The 18,184-nt window shown below is 49.7% G+C and carries 11 protein-coding genes and 1 other RNA gene; 9 read left to right on the top strand and 3 right to left on the bottom strand.

Annotation, left to right across the window (positions count from 1 at the left end; genetic code table 11):
• Positions 1 to 62 precede the first annotated feature (62 nt).
• Positions 63 to 2,186, top strand: a complete 2,124-nt coding sequence (locus LQ777_RS14700; RefSeq protein WP_232558681.1) for a VWA domain-containing protein — start codon at positions 63 to 65, stop codon at positions 2,184 to 2,186.
• Here LQ777_RS14700 and LQ777_RS14695 read toward each other — a convergent pair.
• Positions 2,180 to 4,636, bottom strand: a complete 2,457-nt coding sequence (locus LQ777_RS14695) for a helix-turn-helix domain-containing protein (RefSeq protein ID WP_232558680.1) — start codon at positions 4,634 to 4,636, stop codon at positions 2,180 to 2,182. The two genes, LQ777_RS14700 and LQ777_RS14695, sit on opposite strands and share 7 nt — an antisense overlap.
• 149 nt (positions 4,637 to 4,785) lie before the next feature.
• On the opposite strand from LQ777_RS14695, the gene LQ777_RS14690 reads away from it, so the two are divergent.
• The 8 genes from LQ777_RS14690 (at position 4,786) to trmD (ending at position 15,490) form a co-directional block, all read left to right on the top strand.
• Complete coding sequence (locus LQ777_RS14690; protein WP_232558679.1) at positions 4,786 to 5,820, top strand: Smr/MutS family protein; 1,035 nt, start codon at positions 4,786 to 4,788, stop codon at positions 5,818 to 5,820.
• Positions 5,821 to 5,911: 91 nt separating this feature from the next.
• The gene (locus LQ777_RS14685) at positions 5,912 to 7,330 is read left to right on the top strand and encodes a DUF4403 family protein (RefSeq protein ID WP_232558678.1); all 1,419 of its coding nucleotides are present in this window, start codon (positions 5,912 to 5,914) and stop codon (positions 7,328 to 7,330) included.
• A 628-nt stretch (positions 7,331 to 7,958) separates the two neighbouring features.
• Entirely contained in the window at positions 7,959 to 11,168 is a 3,210-nt protein-coding gene (locus LQ777_RS14680; RefSeq protein ID WP_232558677.1) for a SusC/RagA family TonB-linked outer membrane protein, read from the top strand.
• Between the two features lie 25 nt (positions 11,169 to 11,193).
• The gene (locus LQ777_RS14675; RefSeq protein WP_232558676.1) at positions 11,194 to 12,846 is read left to right on the top strand and encodes a RagB/SusD family nutrient uptake outer membrane protein; all 1,653 of its coding nucleotides are present in this window, start codon (positions 11,194 to 11,196) and stop codon (positions 12,844 to 12,846) included.
• Positions 12,847 to 13,015: 169 nt separating this feature from the next.
• Positions 13,016 to 13,413, top strand: an RNA gene (gene rnpB / locus LQ777_RS14670) — RNase P RNA component class A.
• 132 nt (positions 13,414 to 13,545) lie between these two features.
• Positions 13,546 to 14,088, top strand: a complete 543-nt coding sequence (locus LQ777_RS14665) for a 30S ribosomal protein S16 (protein WP_232558675.1) — start codon at positions 13,546 to 13,548, stop codon at positions 14,086 to 14,088.
• 150 nt (positions 14,089 to 14,238) lie between these two features.
• Positions 14,239 to 14,826, top strand: a complete 588-nt coding sequence (gene rimM, locus LQ777_RS14660; protein WP_232562857.1) for a ribosome maturation factor RimM — start codon at positions 14,239 to 14,241, stop codon at positions 14,824 to 14,826.
• On the top strand, positions 14,816 to 15,490 hold the full coding sequence (gene trmD, locus LQ777_RS14655) for a tRNA (guanosine(37)-N1)-methyltransferase TrmD (RefSeq protein ID WP_232558674.1): 675 nt from the start codon (positions 14,816 to 14,818) through the stop codon (positions 15,488 to 15,490). Before rimM ends, trmD begins: the two co-directional genes overlap by 11 nt.
• A 57-nt stretch (positions 15,491 to 15,547) precedes the next feature.
• On the opposite strand, the gene LQ777_RS14650 is transcribed toward trmD, so the two are convergent.
• Entirely contained in the window at positions 15,548 to 15,919 is a 372-nt protein-coding gene (locus LQ777_RS14650) for a hypothetical protein (protein WP_232558673.1), read from the bottom strand.
• A gap of 11 nt (positions 15,920 to 15,930) precedes the next feature.
• The gene (locus LQ777_RS14645) at positions 15,931 to 18,153 is read right to left on the bottom strand and encodes a transglycosylase domain-containing protein (protein WP_232558672.1); all 2,223 of its coding nucleotides are present in this window, start codon (positions 18,151 to 18,153) and stop codon (positions 15,931 to 15,933) included.
• Positions 18,154 to 18,184 lie beyond the last annotated feature (31 nt).

The raw sequence follows: 18,184 nt of genomic DNA, 5'->3' as shown, positions 1-18,184 counted from the left end.
CGGCGGTTGTCGTTTTTAGCTTTTCTAAAAACGACAACCGCCGAACTGAAACCCTTTACTGAATGCGCTCCGACGTTATTTTTCAATCTTCACCCTGGTGGATTTTAGTGTGCCTGCTCGTTGGAGCGGCTTACGCGTTTGCGATGTACCAGCCCTTGCCCCGGTTAGCGGGTAGTGGGGCCACAGTCGGTGGGTTTGACAAGCGAACAACGTATGGCCTGGCCGCTTTACGGTTTGTGATCGTAAGCTTTCTGTGCTTTCTGTTGCTTAATCCGCTTATCCGCGGTATACGCACGATCACGGAAAAACCCAAGGTAGTACTGGCGGTTGATAACTCGGAGTCGCTCACGGCGGCTGGTCGGCCTGCGCTGAACCGGGCGTTGACGAGCCTGCAAACCTTACGGCAGCAATTGACCGAAAAGGGCCTCGACGTGTCGGTGCGAACGTTTGCCGATACCGTTTCTGAAGCTGATCTAACCCAAATTCCATTCACGCAACGGACATCCAATCTGTCGGGTTTGTTGTCGGGCATTCGGTCCGATTACGAAGGGCGCAATTTAACGGATGTGGTGCTGGTGTCGGATGGTATTTTCAATCAGGGCTTATCGCCGACGTTCGGTCAGTACCCATTTGCCGTTCAAACGGTTGGGTTGGGTGATACGGTGGCCAAGAAGGATATTCAGCTAAAAGGCATTATCGCCAATCGCATTGCGTATCTGGGGAATCAGTTTCCGGTACAGGCCGAAATCGTTAGTAACGGTTTCCAAGGACGTAGTGCTGCCGTTGTCCTGCGTCAGAACGGACGGGAACTAGGTCGGCAATCAATCAATTTTGGTAAGAACGACACGTTTAATCAGGTAACTTTCCAAACGACGGCTACGCAAAAAGGGGTACAGCATTATGTGGTGGAGGTGCTACCGCAGCCGGGCGAATTCACTACGCAGAATAACCGTCAGGACGTGTATCTGGACGTTATCGATGGGAAAGAAAAAGTACTCCTGCTGGCCCTGTCACCCCACCCCGACGTTAAAGCGTTGCGGAACATCCTGGAGCGTAATCAGAACTACGAACTTGACGTACGCATTCTGACCGGTACACCCGCCGAAGCGACGCCACCCGCCGATAAAACCTACGATCTGATCATCCTGCACCAGATTCCGGATAATGGGGGATTGGGCAATGCACTCGTTCAAAAATATTTGGCTAAGAATACGCCGGTGCTTTTTGTGTTGGGTAATCAATCGTCGCTGGGGCCGTTCAACACGTCGAATCCGGTTGTACAGGTAGTGGCTCAACCGAACCAGAGCGACAAAGTAACGGGCGTTTTCAACGGCGAATTTAAGCAACTGAATTTTGATCCGGCAAAGCTGGAACTGTTAAGCAAGCTGCCACCTATGGCCGTTCCGTACGGTGAGTTTCGCCTTCAGCCGGGAAGCGAAGTGGTGTTGTGGCAGCAGGTCGGTAATGTTCGTACCACAAAACCATTGTTGGCCCTAAACGTAACCGCACCCCGCAAAACGGCTGTTCTGGCGGGCGAAGGTTTGTGGTCGTGGCGGCTCGAAGAATACGCGCTGACCGACAAACAGGACGTTGTTGATGAGTTGGTTCAAAAGGTAATTCAACTGATCTCCGTCAAAGAAGATCGCCGGAAATTGCGAGTCTATCCAATCCGTGATGAGTTTGTAGCAGGAGAGAAGGTCATTTTCGAAACTGAACTTTACAACGACATCTACGAACGACTCTACGATAAACCCGTTAAACTCGATATTACCGACGAAAAAGGCGTAACCCGTTCGTACAACTATACGCCCACCGAGACAAACAGCCGTTTTGAGATCAGCCGTTTGCCCCAGGGCGCTTATCGCTTCCGGGCTAGCGTGACGGTCAACAACCGGCCTGAGCAATCATCCGGTCAGTTTGTGGTGCGTGACCTTCAGCTCGAAGCCCTGAATACAACCGCCGATCACGGAATGCTTCGTCAGCTCGCTCAACAGACGGGTGGACATTTTTACGGACCCGCTCAGGTAGACAACCTCGTGCGTGACCTGACCGCCCGCTCACACCCAGCCCGGCTCAGTAGTACCGAGGAAATGAACGAAATCATCAACTGGCGCTGGCTGTTCTTTGTTGTGCTGATTCTAGCATCGGTTGAATGGGGATTACGTAAATTCTACGGCGGTTATTGATACCCTTCGACCTGCATCGCGTTTCGAACGAATCGAAGTTCGGTGTACGTGACGTCATTGCCAATGGCTTCCAGAGCTTCGCCCAGCGTTTCGGGCTGATTACTTTCGAGGTACGAGCGGATCATTCGAATGCGGTCGGCGGGCAGCAACTCGTCGATGGACAGTTCACCAGCGGTTATGCATTTGGCTAAATGCCCCTCAACCGTCGAAACGGATAAACTGCGTTCGGTAGCAATATCGGCGACCGTTTTACCCGATTGAAAGAGCGTCAGAGTAACCGTGGTCGTAGGAACTTTCGGTTCTTTTGGCTCTTTAACTTTTGCTGCTTTCTGCGGTTTTGGCGGTTTGGCCGGTAACTCGCTTCGGTCGGTGTAAGTGCGGATAATAGCCAGTACGTCAGCGCCAATTTGCTTAACTTTTGTTTTGCCAAAGCCCTTGATACGAAGTAGTTCGTCCGTTGTCGTCGGACGAATGCGGGCCAATTCGACAACCGTTTTCTGGGGCAATACCATATAGGTGGACGTGTTGTGTTCACCGGCTAATCCGTTACGCCATTTCATCAAGGCGCTGTACAAGCTGCCCCGCGAGGATTCGCTGACAGCGGCTTCCGATGGCTGTGGCTCGAATTTTCGGCGTTCGGGGATAAAGTCCAGTTCGGCCCGGTTTCGCGCCTGTAAATACGCCAATGCTTCAAAGCCATTAAGGCTGTTTTCGAAACTGCGCAGTTTACTGAACAACTCCTTCTCCAGTTCATCGAGCATATCGAGCATACTTTCGCGGACCTGTTTGTTGTCGCAGTCGGTCGGGCATTGATAGATGATCGGCAGCAACTCGTCGGCGAGTAAGGTTCGGAAATAAGCACTGGCTTTTCGAATCCGTTCTTGCAACGGTTCGTTTCGTTCGGGAAGCATGTCGCTGGCGAAATAACCCGAAAGTTGCTGTTGAAACCGGTTCGCAATCTCCGATGCTTTCGTGCGTAAACTGTCGGCCAGTTGGGTTAATCCCAAGAGAAGTTCACTGGGAAAACTGTCGAGGTGCTGGTTGATAATGCGTCTACAGCGGTAGGCGAACGAATTAGCCCGTTCAAACGAAAACAACTCGCGAAGCAAATACTCCTGATTAGTCCGTTTTGATTCTTCGAGGTGCTGTTCGGTGGGCGTTTGTTGCTGTACCTGATCGTGGAAATCTTCCAGCATTTGTTCGGTTTTAATGCTGGAGGAGGGGATAGGCGTTCGCAATACGAGACCGTCCAGGCTTTTGCATCGGCTCAGCGCCACGTACACTTGACCGTGGGCAAACGCTCCCGACGCATCAATAATCGCTTTCTCGAAGGTCAGTCCCTGGCTTTTGTGAATGGTAATAGCCCAGGCGAGTTTGAGCGGAAACTGCGTGAACTTACCGATGGGTTCCGCTTTAATCTCCTTTGTCTCCGCATCCAGGCTGTAGCGAATATTGGTCCAGTCAGCGGGATACACAGCTATCTCTTCGCCGTGACTTCGCACGAAAATGACATCCTCTTCCATCGCCGTTACCTGCCCGATCTTACCGTTGTAAAACAGTTTGTCACGGGAAATATCGTTTTTGATGAACATAACCTGTGCGCCAACTTTCAGGTCAAGATCAGCTTCGGTCGGATAAGCATGGTTCGGAAAATCGCCCTCGACGGTAGCGGTAAACGTACGGAGTTTGGCCTTCAGGGACGCTAACTTCTGGTTATTGATCTGCTGCGCTGTCGTGTTATGCGTTGATAGCGTAATATAGCCTTCGTCGTCGTGCGGCTGAAAATCGGGGACGTAATGCTGGTTTAGTTCGTCCAGTTGCGTTCTCGTTATGGATTTTTCCCGAATGCTGTTTAAAATCGAAATAAAGCGTTCATCGGCTTGCCGGTAGATGTGCGTCAGTTCGATCGACACGTAGGGCGTTTGTTGCAGCGCTTTGCTGCCAAAGAAATAGCCCGTATCGTAATGAGGACTCAGCAAGGCCCAGTCATCGTCGCGGATAACGGGAGGGAGCTGCTGCATGTCGCCAATAAGCAACAACTGAACACCACCAAACGGTGCGGAGTTATACCGATACCGCCGGAGTACCTCGTCAATACCATCGAGCACATCGGCCCGGACCATACTAATCTCATCGATCACCAGCAAATCGAGAGTACGGAGCAGATTGATTTTCTCGCGGTTAAATTTACGGTTTTCGCGCTGCGTCGAACCCGGTACCAGCGGCCCAAAGGGTAGCTGAAACAACGAGTGAATGGTGACGCCCCCGGCATTGATAGCTGCTACGCCCGTGGGAGCCACCACGGCCAGTCGTTTGACATTCGACTGTTTGATCTGGTGCAAAAACGTTGTCTTTCCCGTCCCGGCTTTTCCGGTCAGAAAAATATTCCGGTTCGTGTGAAGAACAAAATTCGTGGCAAGGTCTAGCTTTTCGTTTACGGTAGGTGACATGGTACGGCGGTATAATCCCGGTAAAATTAATGAACATCGGGGACCACAAAATTTGTTTATAGAACGTCCGATATTTTCGGAACGACTGCGGGGTTTTTATAATCAATCAATCGGTCAACGTTGTACTTTTGAAAATTGACTACAGAGTTATGAATATAGGTGATCGAGTTCGTCTGCTTCGGGCGAAAGAACAGGGTGTTATATCGCGCTTCTTACCCGGCGATATGATCGAAATAGAAATTGAGGATGGGTTCCGGATTCCCGTGATGCGGTCGGAGTTGGTACCGGTTTCGCCATTGGAATCGGAGCGGTTATTAAAAACCAGCGCTTACGCCCCACAAAAAACGGTAGCACCATCGGCACCAGCCATTTTGGCCAATCAGGGCATTTATCTGGCATTCGTCCCCGTCAACGATCGTGAATATACACTTCACTTGATTAACAACACGGATTGGGAATTTCCTTACACGCTGGGCGAAGAATCGGCGGGCGTTGGTAGTGGTGTGCAGTTTCGGGGTTTGCACAGTGGTCTGCTGAAACCAAAGACGCAGCAAAAAATGAATGACCTGTACCAGCACGCCAAGTTTGAAGAATGGCCGACGTTTGTGGTTCAGGGACTTTGGTTTCGGGCCGGAAAATCGTCGCTCCGTACCCCACTGCTCAAACGCTTCAAAGCGCGGGCTGCTACATTTTTTAAGAACAAAGTAACCGTTCCGGTGCTGAATCAAACCGGTTTTCAGACGCAACTGGATGCCGAAGCCATAAACGCAAATCCGGCTGATTCAGGACAACCCGCAACGGCTACTAAGCCGCAGAAAACGACGACCATTCAGCCCGAAGACCTTAAAGCGGAAATGCTTAAGTCGAAATCGGAGTTGGGAGGCATATCGGTCGAGCGCCCATCGTCGGTAGTTGACCTGCATATTGACGCGTTACTGCCGAATGGTTCGGACAAACGAACACCCGCCGATCTGCTGACGCTTCAACTCACTACGTTCGAAAAATCGCTTGAAAACGCCATTGCCAGCGGCATGCACGATATTACATTTATTCACGGCGTTGGAAGCGGAGCATTGCGGACAGAACTGCACAAACGGCTGAGTAAACATCCGAACGTGAAATTTTATGAAGACGCCCAGAAACAGAAGTTCGGTTATGGGGCGACAAAGGTTACCATTAAGTAATAGCGAGCTGGGCGAGTTGCAACGATTATCTACGATCAACCAGGTAGATGGCTGATTGTAACTCGCCTGAAGCGCGTACATACCACCCGCTATGAGTCGTTTTCTCGTGGTTCGTCTGGCGATTGGCTGGCTGTTTGTTAACTTGCTTAGTTGCCAATCTTCGCACAATCGTTTAAACCCACAAGCGCCGAAAGAGGCCTATAACACCACCGAAATGGAAGTCCGTAACGAACGCTTTCTGTCAACCGTGCATGTTCCTGTATCCATTGCGTTGGAGGATGTGGAGCGGCAGATAAACGCGCAGGTCAATGGTCTGATCTACGAAGACAACAGTCTGGAAGATAACAACAACGACAACTTTATGACGAAGGTCTGGAAGCGGGGAACGATTATCGTGAATGCTCAGGATAGCCTTTTTCATTTCGTAGTTCCGTTAAAAATCTGGGCAAAAGCGGGCGTTTCGGTGTTAGGATTCACGCAATACAAAGAAACTGAGTTTGAGATTGACCTTCGGTTCAAAACCAAGTTCGACCTGGAGCGCGATTGGTCTGTTCATACCCAGACGCAGGGTGACGGGTATGGCTGGGTACGTCGGCCTACGGTGAGTTTCGTGGGACTAAATATCCCGATCACGAATATTGTCGGGCGACTGATCGACAAGAATTTAAGCAGCATTACCAAGACGCTGGATCAGCAGATTCGTCGCAACGTTGACCTTCGAACACCGGTATTAAAGGCCTGGAATACCCTACGCGAACCGTACCTTGTTTCGGAGAAATACCGGACATATCTGCAAGTCGTGCCGAAACGTATTCTGATCACACCGCTCCGCTTCGAAGGACGGACTATCCGGTCTACGATTGGTATCGAAGGCTATACCCTCACGACAACGGGCGCAAAACCTGACGTGCGCCCGGCAGTTTCATTGCCCGATCTGACCGTTGTGCCGCAGGTGAAAGACGATTTCCAGATTGGACTGCTCAGTGAAGCCAGTTATCAGGAAGCCGCCCGAATTGCCTCGGAGGAGTTCGTCGGCAAAACGTTTTCGTTCAACAATGACCGGTACAGCGTCACGATCGCCAGCATGGAAATGTATGGTCAGAACGAAAATCTCATCATCAAAGCGGGCCTGAAAGGAACGGTCAATGGCGACATCTATCTCAAAGGCCAGCCTTACTACGATCCGCAAAGCCAGACGATTTCGTTGAGGGATCTAAAGTATGACCTTGACACGCGCAACATCCTTCAGCAATCGGCTAGCTGGCTGCTAAAGGGAACACTCGCCCGGACGCTGGAAAAGCAACTGACCATTCCGGTGGGTTCGCAGATCGCTGAAATGCAGAAGTTACTTCAGGAGAAGTTGAAGAATAATCAGTTAGCAAAAGGTGTTGTGATAAACGGGCGGATTGACGAAATCAAACCAGATCAGGTTTATCTGACACCCACTGCTATACTGGCTGTTGTAAATGCTCGTGGTCAGATAAATGTAAAAGTAGACGGGTTGCAGTAGTTAAGTAAGGTCTGATACGCCGGGTAAGATGCCCTGGCTGGTTGGTGATAAACCGACTGGCCAGGGCATCTTTTTTAGCAATGACTGGCGTGAAGGAATAAACGCTCACCGCCAAAAATTCATAGGTTGTCGAGTTGACGCATAGTATGCCTCATTTGTAATAAAATCGATGTATTATCTAGATATCTTAAAAATGTATGGCATATGCGACATATTTATTTAATAAAGACTGTGTTATTTGTAAAATACAATTTAATATTCGGTTTAGTCATTAAATGGTGACAATACTAAGTAGTAATACTTATAAAATACTTGATTTGATTCAGTTAAATTCTATCCTTATAATTGTATTATTCTTTTATGCGTGGCGTAGGGGTATAATGGCGTGTTGTTTTAGGTATTGCAATAAGAATCACATATGCAAAAGATAATTTTATTTGTAAAGCTACAATTGCAACATAGTACGGCATAAAGGAGCTTTATTGAACTAATTGATTAGGATAGATTATTTTCTAAACTAGAAAATGGTTATAATTTTTTCTATGTTAAAATTTGCTTTAGAATTTAAGGCACCTACTTTTGTGAAAGAGACTTCTGAGTACTATAGCCTAATTGATTTGATTAATTTATGAGGAAAGTTTTACTATTGAGCTTCCTTCTGGTATGCTCAACCTGGGCGTTGACCTGGGCGCAAGGACGGACGGTTACGGGTAAGGTAACTTCCGCTGAAGATGGTACCACGCTTCCCGGCGTGTCCGTAGTTGTCAAAGGAACCACAGTCGGCGCTGTCACCGATGGTAACGGGAGTTATTCAATTTCTGCTCCGGCAAAAGGAGCTTTGGTTTTTTCCTTTATTGGCATGGCTTCGAAAGAAGTTGAGATCGGTGCCAGTTCAGTAATCGACGTTATACTAACGACCGATACAAAGCAACTCTCCGAAGTGGTTGTAACCGGAGTTGGTGTCGCCACTGATAAGCGGAAGATCGCGATCTCGGTTGAATCAGTTTCCGGTAAAGATTTACCCCAAACGCCCTCGGCTTCGGTTGACCAGGCTCTGATCGGTAAAATTCCCGGCGCGCAAATCACCAGCCGGAGTGGTACACCCGGTGCCGACGTTAATATTCTGTTGCGGGGTATCAACACCATCAACCGGGGAACCCAGCCTATGATCCTGATCGACGGGATTCAGATGGGAGCGACCAGTCTGCAAACCATCGATCTGAACTCGATTGAGCGCGTCGAAGTGGTACAGGGAGCCGCTGCCGCTACCATTTACGGTGCGCAGGGTGCCAATGGCGTTATTCAGTTATTTACCAAAAAGGGTAAGAACGGGCAGCTAAACATCGATTTCTCGTCCAGCATTGCCCAAAACACCTTTCTGAACAATGGTGGCGTCAGCAAAGCCCAATACCACGCGTTTGCTACCGATGCCAGCAACAACATTATCGGTTCATCGGGCAGACCAATCGTATATGATGCCGTCAATGGGATTTATTCGGAGAACGTACAATACAACTCGATTGATCCAACTGCGACCAACAGCAAACCGTACGACGCTAATCTGAAATACCACGATCACTTTGCGTATTTCTTCAAGCCAGCGAATACGACCAACAATAGTATTGCGATCACCGGTGGTAGTCAGAAAGCCGATTTCGGTTTGTCTGTTTCCAACAGCCATCAGGAAAGTAATATTCGGGACAACGGTTACTGGGACCGGAGCAACTTGTCCGCTAACATTGGGGCACAGTTAGCCAAAGGGCTGACCCTGCGGTCGATCACGCAGCTTGCCTACACGAAGAGTACGCTCAAATCATTGGACCGGACCATTTTGTACAACCTACTGAATGCGTATCCATTGGCCGATTTCGACCTGACAACCACGGATGGTTCTATTCCGCTGAATATGAACCAGACCATCGGTATCAATGCGTCGAACCCATCGTATCGGCAGGCGTACACCCGCAACAACGACAATAAGGTTGACATCATTCAGAACCTGAACCTGAATTACAAATTTCCGAAGTACGTTGACCTGGATCTGAAATACGGACTGAACTACCAGACCCAAAACCGCGATCTAGAGTACCTTAACCAGGCTAATAATGCCAATAATAAGTATTGGATCACGCAGGGATCGGTTAACTTCATTACTAACAGTTACAATGGTTCTAACTTTAACTCCACAAATACGGGAGATTTAACGAAGTATACGAACAGTAAAGTATTCCAGAACTTCCTGGCGACGGCTACAGCTACCTTCGATTTTAAAGAAGACTTTCATTTGAATCTTCCGATCCGATCAACGACACAGGCCCTGTTCGACTGGCGGAATAGCCAGATAAAAGAATACACTAGTGCGGGCATTGGCCTTCCAGCCGCTTATTCTCCGTACAATGCAGCTAACACAACCTCGTGGCGGGTGTATCGCGATTATGTAGAGCCGTTCATTACGTACGGGTATCTGGTGAACCAACGGTTTGAAATTGGCGACTTTGCGGGTTTCTCGGGCGGTTTCCGGAGTGACTATTCCTCTGCGTTCGGTCAGGGTTCTAAACCCTTTACCTTCCCGCGTGGTGATGCTTACCTGCGTTTGTCGGCCCTGAAATTCTGGCAGAACAGCACCGTTAACGGGTTTCTTCCTGAGCTAAAACTACGGGCGGCTTATGGTCAGGCCGGTATCCAGCCGCAGCCGTTTGACCGGTACGTGACCATCACCCCCACGACGGTAGGCAACACAACGGCATTCTATTACGCCAACCAGCAGCCAAATCCAGCGCTAGGGGTGGAGGTATCGGAAGAACTGGAAATCGGGACCGACATGGTATTCAGCTTATTTAAGGGTAGCAGCTGGTTGAACGCCATTGCGCTGTCGGCTACGTACTGGGACCGGAAAACAAAAGACGCCATTTACCAGATTGACGTAGCGCCTTCTATTGGTCTGGGTAAGCTAACAGATAATGCGTTCACACTGGGTTCGAATGGCCTTCAGATGTCGTTAAATTCGACGGTTTATCAGGGTTCGAATCTTAAATGGAATACGACCGTCAACTTTGGTAAGCAATCATCGCAGATCATTGCGGTTCGGGGCGATGCACCAATTATTGTTACGTCCAACGCCGGAAGCACAAACTACGTCCTGAAAGCTGGTGAAAAAATTGGTCAGCTATACGGTTACAAAACCATCCACGATGTCGATGCACGGGATGCGAACGGCAATCCGTTTATCGCCACGGCGGATCAGGAAAATTACACGCTGGCCAGCAACGGATACGTGGTTAACAAAGCCACGAAGCAGCCTTACTTCACGGCGGACAAGTTTAGCTTCGGTGATCCAAACCCGAAATTCAACATGTCGTTTATCAACGACGTGACGTTCGAGAGCTTCCTGACGTTCGGCGTTCAATTTGACTGGGTAAACGGTAACCACCTGTACAACCAGACCAAAGAGTGGATGTATCGGGATGGTATCCACAGTGATTACACAAAACCCTTCACGATTGATGGACAGACGGGTGCCTGGACGGCTTTCTATCGGGGCATTTACGCACAACGGACCGCCAACGGAACCAAAGATTATTTCTACGAAGACGCATCGTTCCTACGGCTGAGGAATATTTCGGTCGGTATTGATTTCGCGAAAGTGTTCAAGATTCCGGCTGTCAAAAGACTGCAACTGGTGCTGTCGGGACGTAACCTCTGGACGCTTACCAAATACACCGGTTTCGATCCTGAAATCAGCTCAGGAACGTCGAACTCGGCCTGGGACAGAGGAACTGACCATAGCACGATGCCGAACTTCAAGTCGTACCAGGCTTCTTTAAACTTTGGCTTTTAAAGAAACCCATTCCCAAACTGACCGTATGAATAAGTTAAAAATACTTGCCTTAACGCTGGCTTTCTCAGGCTTTATGGCATCCTGTAAAGAACAATTAGACGTTAAGAACCCCAACCAACCGTCGTCACCGGCCCTGAAAACGGAAACGGGTCTGGTCTCTTTCGGCGAAGGCTTTTATATCACGGGTTTTAAAGATGTAAAATACTACGATGGCGTACCGGGTTATTTCTGGTCGGGGGCCATTGGCAATCACGAACTGATGGGCGACGTGATCGGGACGGATATTGCTAACGTCTTTATCAACCAGATCGGTGCGCCGAATCAGATTACGCTCGACGACGGTACGGTGTTGCTTAATCCAAACTCACCCAATAAGCAGATTGATTTCATCCGGATTACGGCGAACGTCAACTCGACGGGCTTCCAGAACTCGACCTACTACGAGTGGGCATACATGTACAACATGAACAATGCCGCCAACACGATTCTGTCTAACATTGACGCGGTAACGTTTACGGGAGCTGCTGACACGAAGAAGGGCGTGTTGAAAGCGTGGGCCTATTGGTGGAAAGGGTACGCGTACTCCCGGATTGGCTCCATGTATTATGCCGGTATTATCAATGATAAGGCCAATGGCGAAGCCCTGAACGGTACAAACGGCAATTATGTGTCAAAAGAGACCATGATCGCCGAAGCAAATAAAAACCTCGATGCGGCTGCTACCATTCTGGCTGGCTTAACGGTTAATACGGATTACACAGCAACGATGGAAGGGCTTATTCCAAGCTTCAACCGAGTCGGTAGAGGGGGCGTATTGACACCTGCGATGTGGCAACGGAATATCAATACCATGAAAGCCCGGAACCTCCTGGTTAACACCCGCGTCAGTGCGATGACGGCTGCGCAATGGGCCGACATCATTACTCTGACAACAAACGGTATACAGGCGTCTGATTTTGTTTTCACGGGCCGGTCAAACACAACTGGCGATTTCCTGTCACCGACTGCCGGGACCGTTTCTGCGAAAACCACCGGAGCGAACAACACCTATAAAATCACCGAGCGCCTGATTCAGGATTTCAAGACGGGTGACCTTCGTTTTACCAATAACTTTAGACGAAGAACGGCTCCCTACATCGGTGAAGCGTCGCGGGGTAACTCGTTTTTTACCCGCTATGACCTGATCAATCGAGGGGCTGCCGGTTCGGAAGGCAGTACGTCTGTCATTACGTATTCAAACTTGAATGCGGGCGGGTATGAATTGTATCTGGCCAGTTCGTACGAAGAAAACCAGTTGATGAAAGCCGAAGCCTTGATCAATACTGGCAAAATTGAAGATGGCCTTGCCCTGATCGACGAAGTTCGCAAATTTCAAGGCGCTGGTTTGCCCGCCGTTGCCGGAACAAACCTGTCGCTGGACGTTGCTAAAGAAGAACTACGGCGCGAACGACGTGTCGGTCTGCTGTTCCGCGCCCTGTCTTTCTACGATGCCCGGCGCTGGGGTTTGCTGGAAACTGGTCGCAAAGGGGCTGTTGCGCTGAGCCGTACCGGCGCTGTCAGCACGAACGCTACCATCAATTACGGCTACCTGGATTACTGGGATGTGCCCGACAACGAAATTGTCTATAATCCACCGGCAAGCGGAAGTGCACCGACGAAAAATCCGAAGACCAATTAAGGAGTCAAATCGATCGTCTTTAAGGTGTGTTGGAGAAGGGGGTGTTTCATATGCCATATCTTCGAGATACGGCATATGAAACACCCCCTTCTCCAACATAAAACCCCAAATGAAAAGAATGATCAGTTGAGAAACCGGCGGGATGGGTGTACCTTTGTCCGACCTGAACAATACGAGTTGGCTTATCGCGGCTGAGCAATCAGATGAGGAAAGTCCGGGCAGCGCAGAGCACCTTACTTCCTAACGGGAAGGCGGACGGCTGGGAACGGCCGTTCGACAGCTAGTGTCACAGAAAATATACCGCCGAAAGGTAAGGGTGAAAAGGTGGGGTAAGAGCCTACCGCCCAACGGGTGACCGGTGGGGCAGGATAAACCTTAGGGGCTGAAAGACCAAATAAGCGTCGGATGTGGGGCGGCTCGTTCCCGTTTCGGAGCAATCCGAATGCCGACGCGGGTAGGTCGAACGAGGTGGCCGGTGACGACCATCCTAGATAAATGATAAGCCATCTGGCCGAGCTAATAAGCTTTGCCGGAGGACAGAACCCGGCTTATAGACTCGTATTGCACAGGTATTTTACGGAGAAGCGGATGAGTATTTAGAAATGTAAGATTTATATGCATTTCTAAATACTTTTTTTGTACCTTTGCGGCCACGTTTTACGCGGGGGACGCGTCCCCCATCAAAACCAACAAGCACAAATGGCTGTTAAAATCCGTTTATCGCGTCGTGGACGCAAAAGAATGGCGATATACGACATCGTCGTGGCTGAATCAACATCGCCCCGTGATGGCCGGTTCATCGAGAAAATCGGTTCGTATAACCCCAACACCGACCCTGCAACGGTTGTATTGAAATCGGAGCGGGCCGTACATTGGCTTCTGGTAGGTGCTCAACCAACCGACACAACCCGTTCGGTATTGTCGCACGAAGGCATCATGTACCGCAAGCACCTGCAAGTTGGTGTCAACAAAGGCGCTATCTCGCAGGAACAGGCTGACGAAAAATTCAGTACCTGGAAAGAAGACAAAGAAAATCGTAAGGCAGGTGCTGCTGAAACCAAAACGCAAACGAAAGAGCAGGCTCGTGCCGCTCGTCTGGATGCGGAGAAAAAGGTTAACGAAGCGCGCGCTGAAGCGATTGCCAAAAAGAACAAAGTTGAAGAACCTGTTGCCGAGGCTCCTGCTGAAGAAGCACCCGCTGCGGAAACGGCTGCACCCGAAGAAACACCGGCTGCGGAATAGTTTTTCGACCGTCTCGGCGGTTTGTAAATCTGTAAGTAAGAGCCTGTTCATAAGTGGACAGGCTTTTTCTGTAAACAACGTAGCGGGATGGCTTTCCGGTGGAAAGCCGTATTTTTGCTGCAAAAATGGGGCTTCGTGGCCGCGTTACTTATGACTAAAGACGATTGCTATCAGCTAGGCCATATCACCAAGACGCACGGCGTCAGTGGTGAGTTAGTGCTTTATTTAGACGTTGACAATCCCGATGAGTATGCCGATCTTGAGTCGGTTTTGCTCGAAGTAAAGGGGGAGTTGATTCCTTATTTTATTGAATCCATCGCTATCGTGAAAGGTAGCCGGGCGATTGTGGCCTTCGAAGACATCGATACCATTGAGCAGGCCGAACGACTCATCAACTGCGGAGCGTTTTTGCCTCTTGATGAACTGGAGCCGATTACGGACGAAACCCGCTTTTACTTCCACGAGATCGTCGGCTATCAAATTGTTGATGAGAAAGAAGGCTCGCTGGGTACCGTTCGGGGCGTTTACGCCATGAATGCGCAGGACCTGATTGCTATGGATTACCTCGGCAAAGAGGTGCTGATTCCCATCAATAGCGATATCGTTCGCACGGTTGATCGGACCAACCAGAAGTTAAACGTTGCGCTTCCGGACGGACTGCTGGCGATTTACATGGAAGAAGACAGCAACGAAAAGCCGGAAGTTGACGGAGATCAAGATCATACCGATGAGGATTGATATTATAACCTGTCTGCCGCGTCTGCTCGATAGCTTTTTTGGCCATTCTATTTTGCAACGAGCCCAACAGGGAGGATATGTAGAAGTAGTCGTCCATGACCTGCGCGATTTTACGGCGGATAAGCATCGGCGGGTAGATGATTATGCGTTCGGTGGGGGCGCGGGGATGGTGATGCAGATCGAACCGATTGCCACTTGCATCCGGTCGCTACAGGAGCAACGGACCTACGACGAGATCATTTACATGACGCCCGACGGCGAGCGACTGAACCAGCAGACGGCTAACTCCTTATCGCTGCGCCAGAACCTAATCATTCTTTGCGGTCATTACAAAGGCGTTGATGAACGTGTTCGGGAAATGTTCATCACGAAAGAAATCAGTATTGGTGATTACGTATTGTCGGGTGGCGAACTGGCTGCGGCTGTTTTATCCGATGCTATCATTCGGCTTCTGCCGGGTGTGCTGAATGACGAAACCTCGGCATTGACCGATTCGTTTCAGGATAATTTATTAGCTCCTCCCGTGTATACCCGCCCGGCAGAGTTTGAAGGACATCGAGTGCCGGACATCCTGCTGTCCGGCCATGAAGCTAAAATTGACGAGTGGCGGCATGAACAGGCGTTGGCCCGTACGCGCGCCCGACGCCCGGATTTACTAGACTAACAGAAACAAAAACAAATGCCGTATCTCCAAGATACGGCATTTGTTTTTGTTTCTGGTTTACTCCACCGGATGTGAACTGACGATCTTGCAATCGCAACGTTTGGTACCCGCAGGCAATGTAACGGGTTTGTCGAAGCTGCTGTTGGGCAACAATGTTCGCGAAAACGTAGTGAACTTCTCTTTCAATTGATTGCCTGATTCATCGAAAGCCTCAATCTTGACGGAGATGTCGTCGTGCGAGCGTGACGACAAGTTCTTTACGACGACATTGACCGTTGAGGTGACTAACACGTTATCAACGTCAGAGCAGTCAACCGCTAAGTCAATGGTTTGCGTCTTGAAAGAAGTGTTGTTGTACTGCGAAAAAAAGTAGATCGCAATGCCACCAATGACCAGAACAATCAGGACAAGTCTTATCAATGCTTTCATAAACCACGTGGTTACGGATTGCCGGATTCTTCGCGTAATCGCTCCTCTTCTTTTTCCCGACGCTTTCGTTCCCTACGCTCCTGGCGTAATTGTTTACGCGTTTTCACGGTATCCGTTGGTGCTGTTTCGCCAGAAAAAGGAGTATTACTTTCGGGTTGAACCGTTGGCTGTTCGTCCGTCCGGTTATTATCCCGGTCGCTTTTGGAGCCTTTAAACAGCCGCCGGAAGAAATTACCAATTCCATTTCCTTCGTCATTCTCCACGTCGATCCCATCAATGGGTTCGGTCATCAGGCTGTCGGTCTGATACAGAGAATCAACCGGTGCAATCTGACGACGTAGTCCTTCCCGTAGCCGAACGTTGTAGAAGCCATAGGCTCCCGAATCGGGAGCAGTTAAGCCACGGCGCGCCATAATCCTGCCGATAAGCCGGAAGTAACCGCGTACGTTACGAGCCTGGAGTGACCCATCAGGCAGAAACCAATCGAGCGCGCGCTTAGGGCGAGGAACGACAAAGGCGAGGAAAATACTTTCGCCTAAATTCAGATCGGCGGGCCGTTTGGAAAAATAATACCGGGCCGCTTCGCCAATACCGTAAATATTGCGTCCCCACTCGATGATGTTCAGGTAAACTTCGTACATCCGCTCCTTGGAGATGATGCGCTCGTTTTCGATAAGCCAGACGATGAGAATCTCTTCGACCTTGCGCGACAGCGTTTTGTTGCGGTTCAGGAAGGCATTTTTTACGAGCTGCATGGAAATCGTGCTCGCTCCTCGTTTAAAGGATTTCTCCTTGAAATTCGTCGCAATCGACACCCGGAACGCTTTCTCGTTGAAGCCTTTGTGCGTAAAGAAATTATAGTCTTCCGAAGTTAGCAGAGCGTTCCGCAGGTCGGGCGAGATCTGGTTCAGGGGTGTGTAATCCGGATTGTCGGGACCAACGACAATATCCCGAACGGGTTTGTCTTTTTCGTACGGGGTATAAATGAACGGCTGATTGATAATCGTAAAGTCCGTCCGTCCCATCTTTAGGATCTTGAACCCTTCCTGAGTTAAACCCGACTCAAATTTTACGGAATCGGGCAGCGAAGTGTCCAACTGAAACACCATATCGTATTTCAATTTACCCGCCACCTGCATACCTTCCAGCGATTCGAATAGCCCTTGCGGAAACGAATTAAAGACAGCCTGCGCATCTTGTTGGTCGGTGTGCAGTTGTACTTCGTATATTTTTGCTGGTTTCAGCGTGTATTTTACGAAGGGTCGTGCGCTGGCCTCGCCCAGCCGAAGAACCGACGAGCTATCAACTCCTACGTAATTTTCGCCCACAAACAGATTGGCATCCATCGAAGCCTGCGGAACAAGCACATCGGTGCGAGCAATAGCCGGGTGGTTAATACGCAGATTACGAACCGAGCCGACCCCTTCCAGACGAAACTCATCGCCTGCGCGGTCTACATCGCGCAGTTGTGCCCGCACGGTGTCGGCTTGCAGCTTTAGGTTAAAGCGTTTTTGAATGTAAGCCAGTTCAAGCGGTTTACCATCCGCATACAACGCCAGATCATACTCACGATCCGCCGGATCGGCAGTGCCCGTAACGTGCCAGGTGGCTTCGTTCCCGTTGAGCTTCAGCGTTGACGCCACCACTTCATCGTTGATCGAAGCCGTTTGGGTAAGTAAACTGAGTCTGGTTTTATTCTCGATCCCCCGAAATTCTAAATTGCTGATATTTAGATCGTCAGGAATTTTTGAGAGGATATTATCAATGAGGTTTTCGGCGACATTGGATAGATCCGCCCGCCGACTACTTTCCTTTTTCGTTGAATCGCGACTCCGGCGAAGCAGAAAATCGATGTTTGTCAGCGAGTCGCGCTTGACGACCTGTACCAGACCGTTTTCCAGCGTCATACCCGACAGTCCAATTTTACCGGCCAGAAGGGGCCAGAACCGGACGGCCACTTCCACGCGCTGGATGCGAGCAAGGCTGTCGCGCTCTTCGGGAACAACCGATATATCCGTAAAAGCCACCGAACTCAGACCCGTGAATTTGGCCGAGCCAATTCGAACGTCGAGATTATAATCTCGCTTCGCTTTGCGAATGGCCCGCTCAAGACCGGATTTGAGTAAGCTCTCGCGTTTAACGTAGGCGATAACCGCTCCTACACAGCCGATCAAAAATATACTTAGAAATACCCAGCCAGCAATTCTGATGGCTTTACGTTGACGATACGTCATGCTTTGTCACTATGCTCGAACTGCAAAGATA

The organism is Spirosoma oryzicola, from assembly GCF_021233055.1.
In the GTDB taxonomy this organism is placed as follows: Bacteria; Bacteroidota; Bacteroidia; order Cytophagales; family Spirosomataceae; genus Spirosoma; species Spirosoma oryzicola.
The sequence above is the reverse complement of the archived record's forward strand: the minus strand, read 5'-3'. Positions and strand labels throughout refer to the sequence as shown.